At 66.4% G+C, this 10,618-nt stretch carries 10 protein-coding genes and 1 pseudogene; 3 read left to right on the plus strand and 8 right to left on the minus strand.

Going from position 1 to position 10,618, the window contains the following annotated elements:
• Window positions 1-45: 45 nt before the first annotated feature.
• The 7 genes from gspF to gspG form a co-directional block, all read right to left on the minus strand.
• A complete protein-coding gene (gene gspF, locus INT12_RS23645; protein ID WP_017849141.1) occupies window positions 46-1,257 on the minus strand; it encodes a type II secretion system inner membrane protein GspF in 1,212 nt (403 codons plus the stop codon).
• Complete coding sequence (gspE, locus tag INT12_RS23650; protein WP_046489235.1) at window positions 1,257-2,675, minus strand: type II secretion system ATPase GspE; 1,419 nt, start codon at window positions 2,673-2,675, stop codon at window positions 1,257-1,259. The genes gspF and gspE overlap by 1 nt, the downstream gene beginning before the upstream one ends.
• A 501-nt stretch (window positions 2,676-3,176) precedes the next feature.
• A complete protein-coding gene (gene gspD, locus INT12_RS23655) occupies window positions 3,177-5,480 on the minus strand; it encodes a type II secretion system secretin GspD (protein ID WP_193059044.1) in 2,304 nt (767 codons plus the stop codon).
• Window positions 5,477-5,989, minus strand: a complete 513-nt coding sequence (gene gspM, locus INT12_RS23660) for a type II secretion system protein GspM (protein WP_017849138.1) — start codon at window positions 5,987-5,989, stop codon at window positions 5,477-5,479. Before gspM ends, gspD begins: the two co-directional genes overlap by 4 nt.
• Complete coding sequence (gene gspL / locus INT12_RS23665) at window positions 5,982-7,064, minus strand: type II secretion system protein GspL (RefSeq protein WP_193041103.1); 1,083 nt, start codon at window positions 7,062-7,064, stop codon at window positions 5,982-5,984. The genes gspM and gspL overlap by 8 nt, the downstream gene beginning before the upstream one ends.
• Complete coding sequence (gene gspK / locus INT12_RS23670) at window positions 7,061-7,951, minus strand: type II secretion system minor pseudopilin GspK (RefSeq protein WP_158243620.1); 891 nt, start codon at window positions 7,949-7,951, stop codon at window positions 7,061-7,063. Before gspK ends, gspL begins: the two co-directional genes overlap by 4 nt.
• Before the next feature lie 8 nt (window positions 7,952-7,959).
• Entirely contained in the window at window positions 7,960-8,409 is a 450-nt protein-coding gene (gene gspG, locus INT12_RS23675) for a type II secretion system major pseudopilin GspG (RefSeq protein WP_017849135.1), read from the minus strand.
• A 148-nt stretch (window positions 8,410-8,557) separates the two neighbouring features.
• Here gspG and gspI point away from each other — a divergent pair, with 148 nt between their 5' ends.
• Window positions 8,558-8,944: a type II secretion system minor pseudopilin GspI gene (gspI, locus tag INT12_RS23680; RefSeq protein ID WP_017849134.1), complete on the plus strand. Its 387-nt coding sequence runs from the start codon at window positions 8,558-8,560 to the stop codon at window positions 8,942-8,944.
• On the opposite strand, the gene INT12_RS23685 is transcribed toward gspI, so the two are convergent.
• Complete coding sequence (locus INT12_RS23685; RefSeq protein WP_046383041.1) at window positions 8,931-9,362, minus strand: type II secretion system protein N; 432 nt, start codon at window positions 9,360-9,362, stop codon at window positions 8,931-8,933. The two genes, gspI and INT12_RS23685, sit on opposite strands and share 14 nt — an antisense overlap.
• A 92-nt stretch (window positions 9,363-9,454) precedes the next feature.
• Between INT12_RS23685 and gspH the strand changes: the two genes are divergently transcribed.
• Window positions 9,455-9,907, plus strand: a complete 453-nt coding sequence (gene gspH, locus INT12_RS23690; RefSeq protein WP_017849132.1) for a type II secretion system minor pseudopilin GspH — start codon at window positions 9,455-9,457, stop codon at window positions 9,905-9,907.
• Window positions 9,904-10,494, plus strand: a pseudogene (locus INT12_RS23695) (type II secretion system protein GspJ); the annotation flags it as partial. The gene gspH and the pseudogene INT12_RS23695, both read left to right, overlap by 4 nt.
• Window positions 10,495-10,618 lie beyond the last annotated feature (124 nt).

Raw genomic sequence — 10,618 nt, forward strand, 5'->3', positions numbered from 1 at the left:
GCATAGACTGACCCATCGCAATCGGGGGCAAGCCCCCTCCCACATTCAGGTCACCAGTTGGTTGATCTCGATGATCGGCAACAGCACCGCCATCACGATCACCAGCACCACGGCGCCCATCACTACGATCATCAGTGGCTCGAGCAACGCGGTCATGCCCATGGCGCGGCGTTCGATGTCCCGCGACAGGGTCTGCGCCGCGCGTTCGAGCATCGGCGGCAGTGAGCCGGTTTTTTCGCCGCTGGCGATCAGGTGGATCAGCACCGGTGGGAACACCTTCTCCACCGCCAGCGCCGGAGCGAGGTTGACGCCTTCGCGCACTTTGGCGGTGGCGTCGTTGACGCACTGGCTCAGGCGCTCGTTGGACAGGGTCTGGCGCGCGGCTTCGAGGGCGCGCAACAGCGGCACGCCAGCACCGCCGAGGATCGCCAGGGTCGAGGCAAATCGGGCGGTGTTCAGGCCCAGCACAAAGCGCCCGATCAGCGGCAAGCGCAGCACGCGGCTGTGCCAGTTCAAGCGCGCCACCGGGTCGCGCAGGTACAGGCGCCAGCCCCAGAAGCTGCCGACGATCCCGGCAAAACACAGCCACCCCCAGGCGCGGATAAAGTCGCTGGCGTTGAGCATCGCCAGGGTCAGCCCCGGCAGGTCCTGGCGCGCCTGGGAGAACGCGCTGACCACCTGGGGCACCACGTAGCTGAGCAGGAAAATCACAATGCCGATGGACACCAGCCCCACCACGCCGGGGTAGATAAAAGCGGTGAGGATCTTGCCGCGCAGGTTGTTGCGCTCCTCGATGTAGTCGGCCAGGCGCTCCATCACCTGGGCCAGGTCGCCGGACTCCTCCCCCGCCGCGATCAGCGCACGGTAGATCGACGGAAAGTCCCGTGGCCGTGCCGCCAGGGCATCGGCCAGGCGCATGCCGCCGCGCACATCGGCGCGCACGGCGGCCAGGGTCTGGGCGATGTGTTTTTTCTCGGCCTGCTCCACCGTCGCGCTCAGCGCCGCTTCCAACGGCAGGCTGGCGCCGAGCAGGCTCGCCAGTTGCCGCGTGGCCCAGGCCAGGTCGTTGTCCGACAGCTTGGCGCTGAATAGGCTGCTGCCGCCCGCGGCCTGTTGATTGCCTTCGACCTGCACCAGAAGCGCGGTCAGGCCACGGCTGCGCAACGCGGCAAACGCCGCGCTCTGGCTGTCCGCCTCCAGGTGCCCGGCCTCGACCTTGCCGCTGGCGTCGGCGGCTTCATAGCGATAGCGATTCATCAGGCGTCCCGTGTTACGCGCAGGATTTCTTCGGCCGCGGTGGTGCCGCTGCGCACCCAGCGCTCGCCGTCTTCACGCATGCTGAACATGCCGGCGCGGCGTGCCGCCTGGCGCAGCTCCTGCTCGCCGGCGCCCTGGTGGATCAGGCTGCGCACCTCGTCGTCGACGCAGAACAATTCATGGATACCAGTACGCCCGCTGTAGCCGATCTGGTTGCACTGCGCGCAGCCCACCGGGCGCCAGGTGCCCGGCACGGCCGGGTCTGCCTGCTTGCAGTGCGGGCACAGGCGCCGCACCAGGCGCTGGGCCAATACGCCCAGCAATGAAGACGCCAGCAGGAACGGTTCGACGCCCATATCGATCAGGCGGTTGACCGCCGACACCGCGTCGTTGGTGTGCAGGGTGGCGAGCACCAGGTGGCCGGTGAGCGAGGCTTGCACGGCGATCTGGGCGGTCTCCAGGTCGCGGATTTCGCCGATCATGATGATGTCCGGGTCCTGGCGCAGGATCGCACGCAAAGCCAGGCCGAACGTCATGTCGATCTTGGCGTTGACCTGGATCTGGCTGATGCCCGGCAGGTCATACTCCACCGGGTCTTCGACGGTGAGGATATTGCTGGTGCTCGCATCCAGCCGTGCCAGCGCGGCGTAGAGGCTGGTGGTCTTGCCGCTGCCGGTGGGCCCGGTGACCAACACGATGCCGTGGGGCTGGCGGATCAGCGTGTCGAGGCGGGCCAGCAGTTGCGGCTCCATGCCCAGGGTCTCCAGTTGCAGGCGCCCGGCCTGCTTGTCCAGCAAACGCATCACTACGCGCTCGCCATGCCCGGTGGGCACTGTCGACACGCGGATATCAATCGGCCGCCCGGCCACGCGCAGGGCGATGCGGCCGTCCTGGGGCAGGCGTTTTTCGGCAATGTCGAGCTGGGCCATGATCTTGATCCGCGACACCAGCGCGCCATGCAGCGCCTTGCGCGGCGAGACCACGTCGCGCAGGGTGCCGTCGACGCGGTAGCGCACCACGGAGTGGGTTTCGTAGGGTTCGATATGGATATCACTGGCCTCATCGCGGGCGGCCTGAGTCAGCAAGGCGTTGATCATTCGGATCACCGGCGCGCCGTCCTGGGTGTCGAGCAGGTCGGTGATCTCGGGCATGTCCTGCATCAGGCGGTCGAGGTCGACTTCGTTTTCGGCGGCACCGACCACCGCAGCGGCGCTGCCGGTGTCGGCATAGGCGCTGGCGAGCAGGCCGTCGAGCTCATCATCGCGCACCTGTTCAAGGCGGCTCTGGCCGAACTGACGCTGCACTTCGCTGATCGACCAGCCGGGGGTCGACGGGCAGACCGTCAGCAGCAGGCCGGCCTCGCCGGGACGCAGGAGGATGCGCTGGGATTTGGCCCAGGCGTAGGGCAGCAGGCTCATGGGGTTGACCCTTTTGGATTGAGTACATATCCGTTGCTGCGGTAACGGCGGCTTATGGTTCCGCCCTTACGGCGGGCCGCCGCGCAGTGTAAATGTGGGAGGGGGCTTGCCCCCGATAGCGGTGTGTCAGTCAATTCATCTGTAACTGAACCACCGCTATCGGGGGCAAGCCCCCTCCCACATTTTGAAGCGGTGGGTGCCCAGGAGTTTTCAGTCAAATCCGACAGCACCCGTCTGGGCACTGCATTGATTGCAGCGGGGTTGTGGCACAAATCCAGGCCATGAAAAAACACCGCCCCCCCGCGTAAACACGATGCGAAGCGAGCCGCTTTTGATCTTAAACCACGCAAGCCTGCGTTCGGGCCCACCGAGCCTAGGCGAGGTGCCGAGCGGTGGGGCAAGAGCCCTTTGGTTACTTTGGGGCTTTTCCAAAGTGACCCGCCGTAAGGGCGGAACCATAAGCCGCCATTCCCGAAGACCCGGATATGCACTCGCTCAACATCAATCACGAGCCGGCACCGCCCTGATCACCGCCCTCGGCCCAGCCCCCGGAATCGCCTTCTCCACCGACGGCAACTGCGGCGCCTGCACATCCGGCATTGCCCAACTGCGCTCCGGCTGCAAGCCTCCCTGGGCGCGGCGCATGAACTCATAGCGGTTCAACGTGATACTGCGCCCCGCGCCACTGTCGCGAATGATGTAGGGGCGCAAAAACACCATCAGGTTGGTCTTGTTCACACTGCGCTTTTCATTGCGGAACAACGCGCCCAACCCCGGGATATCCGACAGCCACGGCACCGCGTCATTGCTCTGGCTGTAGCCGTCCTGCAACAACCCGCCGAGCACCATGATCTGCCCGTCGTCCAACAGGATGCTGGTATCGATCGCCCGCTTGTTGGTCACCGTGCCCGCGTCCACCGACGCCCGCGCGTCCACGCTGCTGACTTCCTGGTAGATATCCAGCTTCACCGTGCCGCCTTCGGAAATCTGCGGGCGCACGTTGAGCTTGAGCCCCACTTCTTCGCGCTGCACGGTCTGGAACGGGTTGTTGCTGGTGCCGCCGCCGCCAGTCACATAGCTGCCGGTGACGAACGGAATGGTCTGCCCGACAAAAATGCTCGCGGCTTCGTTGTCCAGGGTCAGCAGGTTCGGTGTCGACAGCACGTTGGTGCCGCCCTTGCTCTTCAAGGCGCGGGCCAGCACTTTGAGGTCGAGCACCTTGCCGATCCCGGGGATGTCGACGCTGCCATCGACCAGGCCGATATTCAGGCCCTTGGGCAGCACATCGATGCTGGTCTTGCTGGTCGACGTGCCATTCACCCCGCTGCCCCCCAGGTTCACCCCGCCAAAACCGCCCTTGCCGCCGAGGTTGCCGGCCTGCCACTGCACGCCGAACTCGCTGGCGTCGTCTTCGTTGACTTCGACGATCAGGCTTTCGATCACCACCTGGGCGCGGCGCTGGTCAAGCATGTCGATCACTTCGCGCAGGTTGCGGTACAGCGGGTCCGGCGCGGAGATCAGCAAGGTGTTGGTGGTGGCGTCGGCCTGGATCGTCACGCCGCCGGCGCTGAACGCGGTGTTCTGATCGCTGGGGCTGCTGCCGGTCGCCGGTTTGTCCTGGCCATACCCGGCCTGCACGCCGCTGCCGGTGAGCGTGCCGCTGCTGTTCTGCGCGGTGCTGTTGCCCTGGGTGCCTTGGGCATTGCCGCCCATGGCACTGAGCTTGCCCCGCGCCTCGTCGCTGACGCCGGACTCGCTCTCGCCGGTGAGCAAGCCGCGCAGCGACTGCGCCAGCTTGCCGGCCTGGGCGTTGCGCAGGTAGACCACGTGCATGTTGCTCGGGTTGCTCTGGGCATTGTCGAGTTTGTAGATCAGGTTGCGCGCCAGCTCGGTGCGCTCGGGGCTGCCGGAACGGATGATGATCGAGTTGGAGCGCGGGTCACCGATCACGTTGATCTTCTGGGTCTGGTCGGCGCCCTGGGTTTCCAGGAGTTCGCTGACCATGGCGGCGATGTCCACGGCGATGCCGTTCTGCACCATCACCACGTCGGTGTCGATGGCGCTGGGGGTGTCGATGCCGTCAATGATCTGCGCCACCCGCGCAAGGTTTTCCGCGTAGTCGGTGATGACGATGCTGTTGTTGCCCGGGTAGGCGTTGATCGGGTTGTTCGGCGACACGATCGGGCGCAGCACCGGGATCAGGTTCACCGCGTTTTCGTATTGCAGGCGAAAGGTGCGGGTCTGCATGCCGCTGCTGCCGGCGCTGTAGATCGGCCCGCCGAGCAACTTCGCATCGGCCTCCGGCACCACCTGGGCCACGCCGCCGACGTCGACCACGCTGAAGCCCTGCATGCGCAGCGCCGCCAGCAGCATGTCGTAGGCTTGATGCGCCGGCACCTGGCCTTCGCTGACCAGGGTCAGGTTGCCTTTGACTCGAGGGTCGACCAGAAACTGCTGGCCGGTGGCACGGGACAGCGCGCGCACCACCGCCTGGATATCGGCGTCGACAAAATTCAACTGCACCGGCTGATCGCCCAGCGGGTTGCGCGTCTTGACCGCAGCCGGCGCGTGGCCACGGGCGCTGTTGGTCAGCGGGTGCTGGACGCGGGGCTTGGGCGCCGGCTCGCGCTGGCGCTCCAGCACGCTCTCGCTGCTGCGCCGGGTGTCGGCCAGGGGCTGGCCGAGTTCGCTGTCCACCTGCAACGGCTTGGTCGGCGACGGGGTGTTGCTGCACGCGCTCAAGGCCAGTAACAGCAGCGGCGCGACCTTGCGAAAAGGCGCAGGGTTGGGGACTGACCACTTCATGAAGCTTCCTTAGCGCCAAGCGCCTGATCCATGCGAACGGTCCCGGACACAGTGCCGGCCGAGTTGTCGATAGCGTCCGCGCTACGCTGCAAGCGCGCCTCGGACACCTCCAGGGAAAACGAACGGGGATTGCCCAGTAACCAGTCCATCACCGCATCGGCCGGCGCGTTGTCGAAGCTCAGGCGCCAGGCGCCGGCATCCAGCGCCTGCAACTGGTAACGACCTTGCAGGCCGGCGCTGTCCAGGGCCTGTTGCAGCGTGGCGGCATCGGCGGGCCGCGGCGCCGCGACGCCCTGCAACAGCGCGTGCAAGGTGGCCGCCTGGGTGCGCAACTTGGGGGTTTCGGCCTGCCAATACGCGATCGTCTTCAAGGGCGGCTGAATCAGCACCAGCCAGGTCAACAGACCTGCCAGCACCAGGCCGGCGCCGCTGAGCATGCGTTGTTCGCGCAGGGCCAGGCCGCTCCAGAACGCCTGGGCCTGGCTGCGTAGACGGCGCCACTTATTCATCGGCGGCTCCCGGTTTTTCGGCGGTTTCCACCGGGCCCAACGTCCAGCCGTGCTCATCGCGGGTCGCGCTAAACCCGGCCTGGGCCAGCGCCGCTTGCCCATCGCCCGGCGCCGTCGGGCTACGGCTGTCGGCCAGCAAGCCCACATGCAAGCGGCCCTGTTCGAAGCTCAGGTTGTCGACGTTGCCGACCATGAACGGCAGGCTGCTGCCGGCCACTTGCAGCAGGCTACCAAAGCGCTGGGCGGGGTCGGCGGCGGCGCCGGTTTGGCGGGCGGCCAACTGTTGGCGGGCCTGCTGCAAGGGGTTGAGTATCACCGGTAATTCGGGGAAGGCCTGGCGCACCTGCTGACTCAGCAGCGCCTTGAGCTGCTGGCCTTCGCCCGCCTGGCGCGCGGCGTACAGGTTCAGGCCCAGGGTCCAGACGGCAGTGGCCAGGGCGACAGCGGCCAGCGCCCTGCCCCAGCCACCGCTCGCCGTTGGGTTGAGGCGGCCGTGCAAGCCCCAGCCAGGCACGGCGCCACTCCAGCGTTGCGCCTCCGGCGCCAGCGGCACCTCCAGCCCTTGATCCAACACCTGTTGCCCGAGCGGATGCACCGCCGCTTGGTGCAGGCTATGGCGTGTCAGCAAATAACCGTCGTGCATGGCCGCGGCGCCGAGCGGCAAGGCATACGGCGCCGGGTACAGGCCGCGCAACCTGAACTGGCCCTGCACCAACACCTGGCCCAGGCGCTCCAACCCGGCAGTGGACACCCAGGCCACCTGCACGCGCCCATCGCTGTCGCGCGGGCCGTGGGCCACCTGCATCTGCTCCACCGGCCCGAGGATCAACGCCTGTGCGGCACAGGCCACGGCGGCGGCGGTTTTGGCGGCGGCCAGCGGCGGCAGCTCTAGGCTGGTCGACAGGCTGTCGGCGGGGTGCAGAAAGCACTCCACCGACGGCTTGGACCGGCCCAACTGCAGCAGGCTTTCGCCGCCCTCGCTCACCACGGCACCACGCTCCAGCCAGGCAAATTGCACCTGGCTGTCGACCGTCAGTTGATCGAGTGGCGGCAAGCCGATCCGCAGGCGTTTCATGCGCCCACCCGCGACCAGATCACCTGGGGCCGGCGGTCTTCAGGGCGATGCAACAACGCGTCGATTGTCACCCGGCGCTGTTCACGGCGTACCTGGCCCTGCAGGCGAAACCACTCGCTGGTGATGCCCACTTGCACGCTGTCCACCGCCACTTGGGGCAGGTGCAGGCGGTTGACGAAATCGCCACGGTTGATAAACCAGCGCCCGCTGTCGCGCTCGGCCACCAATGCCTGGGCCTGGGCCAGGCTGAGTTCCGGCACCACCGCGCTGAGCACTTCGGCGCTGGCGGTGTTGCCGTTGACCCAGGTATTGCCGGGCAGCACGCCGACGAAGGTCTGCAGGCGTCGCAGCAGCAGCGGGTCGAGCCCTTCGATACCGCTCAGGTCATCCAGGCTGCGCAGCATCGGGTAGCGCGCCGGCAGCAGCGTCTTGTCGGTACGTTGATCATAGGAGGCGATCACTCGCCGGCTGATACGTCGGCTCACGGCCGGGTCGATGTCAATCAGGCGGCACAGGCGCTCGAAAGCTTGCAGTTGTTCGGCGTCGAGCCGCTGGTGATTGACCAGATTGCGCAGGTTGAACTTGCCCTGCTCGTCCTCCAGGCGCCCTTCAAATACCCCGCCCTGGGGCCGCGCCCACGGCTGATCGAGGCGCGTCAGCACGTCCTTCTGGCGCGCCTCCCACAGCAACAGGCGGCTGTGTTCCAGGCGGCCTTGCAACAGCCACTGACCCTGAATGCGCAATTGCTCGGCCTCCACGCTGCGGGTGAATACGCTCTGGCGCGTGAGCATGGCGCCGGCGATCACCGCCACCACCGCCGCGATCAGTAACGCGCTGATAATCGCCATGCCGCGCTGCTTCGCCGCTGCGGGCGAATCCCGTTTCATCGCGCGCCTTACAGCTGCCAGGAGCCGATATCGGCATTCACGCCGTCGCCATCCGGCTGGCCGTCGGCACCCAGGGAGAACACATCGACCTCGCCGTTGGCGCCTGGGTTGAGATAGTGATAAGGATGGCCCCACGGGTCATTGGGCAGACGGTCGAGGTAGGCGCGCCAGTTGCTGTTTTTCGCATCCGCCGGGCGTTCCACCAGCACTTTGAGGCCCTGGTTCATCGTCGGGTAAGTGCCGTGGTCGAGGCGATAGAGTTTCAGCGCCTGCATCAACCCGCCGATGTCCTGTTTCGCCGCGGTGGCCCGCGCCTGGTCCGGACGGTCAAGTACCTTGGGCACCACCATCGCCGCCAGAATCCCGAGAATGACCACCACCACCATGATCTCGATCAGGGTGAAGCCACGCTGGCCGCGAGGGCCTGGCAGTGGGGATGTTAGGCGTGCGATATCCATCTCGACATTCCTTGGCTTGAGTGCATTTCGGGGCGCAGTGTTGCAAGAACACATGTCAGTCGTATTGAAAATCCTCGGGAGTTTCGGTCGCCAATCGGTCAACTGCCAGCGCTAGGCTGCGCACCTGTTTCCAGGCTTTGAGAACGCCATGCGCAGGCACCGCAACGAGCGAGGTTTTACCCTGATTGAAGTGCTGGTGGCGCTGGCGATCATCGCGGTGGCCATGGCCGCGGCCGTGCGCGTGGCCGGGTTGATGACCCAGAGCAACGGCCTGCTGCGCGACAAGTCGATGGCGATGCTGGCGGCGCAAAGCCGGCTGGCAGAGTTGCAGTTGGAGGGGCGTTTGAGCAGCGGTAAGAAGACCTTCGCGTGCGATCAGGGCCGCTTGAAACTGCGTTGCGAGCAGACCCTCAGCAACAGCCCCGACAGTCAGTTGGTGCAGGTCGATGTGCAGGTGCGGGACGCCAGCCGCGAGGCGCCGCCGTTGGCGCGCCTGGCGACGACCCTGGCCAGGCCGCAGGTCAAGGCCGAGTGAGGCGTGGCAATGCGGGCGCCTGCGGCAACGTGTCGAGCTGCACGCGCACCTTCTCGCCGCCGCGCTCGATCTCGACACCGTCGCCCGCGATGGCCGTCAAGCGCACGCCGGGGCTGAGGCGCTCGCCGAGCAGAAAACTGCGCGGCGGGCCATCGTTGAGGCTGAGGATCGCCACCGCGCCCCGCGCTCCGGCCAAGACCCCCGAGACCTTGACCTGCAATGCCGTCGGCGCCGTGGAAAACCACTGCAACGCCGGGTTATCGCTGCGCGCCGCCAACGCCTCGGCGGCCGCCGGCGGCGTGTGGGATTCGGCGGAAGTGAGCAGCAACGGCGTCCAGACCGCCACGCCGGCCAACGCGGCAACCACGGCCAGTGCCTGCACGCCGAGGGCGGGAGAAAAACGAAGGGCAAGTGCCATGGGTGGACCTCCTGTTTGTCCGTGGCATCAGCCTACAGGCCAATTCGCACGTTTTTATTTCATAACCTCGCCAGCTTTCCAGGTGCCGCCCCATGAAACAGCAAGGTTTCACCCTGATCGAACTGATGGTGGTGCTGGTGATCATCGGCATTGCCAGCGCCGCCATCAGCCTGACCATCAAGCCCGACCCGCTGCACCTGCTGCGCAAGGATGCCGAGCGTTTGAGTCAGTTGCTGCAAGTGGCCCAGGCCGAAGCCCGCGCCGATGGGCGGCCGATCACCTGGCGCGCGGACGCCAAGGGTTTCCGCTTCAACCGTCGCAGCGATGACGGCCTCGGCGTGGAGTCATTCCAGGGCGACACCCAACTGCGCCCGCGCCTATGGGAGAGCACGCCGATGCAGGTCACGATCGAGCCCCGGCAAACCTTGGTGCTCGACGCCGAATGGATCAACCCGCCGGTGCGGGTCGAGCTGTCCGACGGGCAACACCGCCTCAGCCTGCAACGTGATGCCGCCGGTTTGATACGCGTGGTGAGCCAGCCATGAGTGCCTCGCAGAAAGGCTTCACGCTGATTGAGGTGATGGTGGCGATCATGCTGATGGCGCTGGTCAGCCTCATCGCCTGGCGCGGCCTCGACAGCGTGACCCGCGCGGATCAGCACTTGCAGGCCAGCACGGAACAGACCGAGGCGTTGTTGCGGGCGCTGAACCAGTTGCAGCGCGATCTCAACATGCGCGCCAGCGTGGAGCTGAGCGTGCCGGCTTCTCTGCAAGCCGATAAAACCAAGCCCAGCGGGTTGGCGGCGGTGACGGTGCGCAGTTCCGACAGCAAGGGCTTTCGCCTGGACGTGATCCGCAGCGCGCCGGTCGCGGCGGATGGGCTGCAACGGGTGCGGTGGTGGCTCAAGGGCGACAGCCTGTACCGCGCAGCCGCACCGGCGCGGGATCGCTTTCCGTTGCCGGCGGCTAAGGATGGGGTGGTGGTGTTGACCGGGGTCAGTGATCTGCAGGTGCGGGTGTGGGAAGCGGACAAGGGCTGGCGGCAGTTGAGCGGGAATCGGCGGGAAGATCCGCTGGGGCTGGAGGTGAGCCTGGTGCGGCAGACGGCGCAGGGGGTGGAGCGGTATCGGCAGGGGGGTGGGGCGGGTTTGGGGGGGGGGTGCTTTTTAAAACTTTGTGGCGTGGCGGAGGATTGGTGGGGGTGTGTGTTGGTGGAGTGGGTCCGGATCAGAAAAAAGAAAATGGACGGTTGATAGT

The organism is Pseudomonas sp. K8 (assembly GCF_014889455.1).
In the GTDB taxonomy this organism is placed as follows: domain Bacteria; phylum Pseudomonadota; class Gammaproteobacteria; order Pseudomonadales; family Pseudomonadaceae; genus Aquipseudomonas; species Aquipseudomonas veronii.

Bases quoted from the DNA above. Each gene is read 5' to 3' on its own strand.
- gspF (WP_017849141.1), bottom strand. From the start codon at position 1,257: ATGAATCGCTATCGCTATGAAGCCGCCGACGCCAGCGGCAAGGTCGAG.
- gspE (WP_046489235.1), bottom strand. From the start codon at position 2,675: ATGAGCCTGCTGCCCTACGCCTGGGCCAAATCCCAGCGCATCCTCCTG.
- gspD (WP_193059044.1), bottom strand. From the start codon at position 5,480: ATGAAGTGGTCAGTCCCCAACCCTGCGCCTTTTCGCAAGGTCGCGCCG.
- gspM (WP_017849138.1), bottom strand. From the start codon at position 5,989: ATGAATAAGTGGCGCCGTCTACGCAGCCAGGCCCAGGCGTTCTGGAGC.
- gspL (WP_193041103.1), bottom strand. From the start codon at position 7,064: ATGAAACGCCTGCGGATCGGCTTGCCGCCACTCGATCAACTGACGGTC.
- gspK (WP_158243620.1), bottom strand. From the start codon at position 7,951: ATGAAACGGGATTCGCCCGCAGCGGCGAAGCAGCGCGGCATGGCGATT.
- gspG (WP_017849135.1), bottom strand. From the start codon at position 8,409: ATGGATATCGCACGCCTAACATCCCCACTGCCAGGCCCTCGCGGCCAG.
- gspI (WP_017849134.1), top strand. From the start codon at position 8,558: ATGCGCAGGCACCGCAACGAGCGAGGTTTTACCCTGATTGAAGTGCTG.
- INT12_RS23685 (WP_046383041.1), bottom strand. From the start codon at position 9,362: ATGGCACTTGCCCTTCGTTTTTCTCCCGCCCTCGGCGTGCAGGCACTG.
- gspH (WP_017849132.1), top strand. From the start codon at position 9,455: ATGAAACAGCAAGGTTTCACCCTGATCGAACTGATGGTGGTGCTGGTG.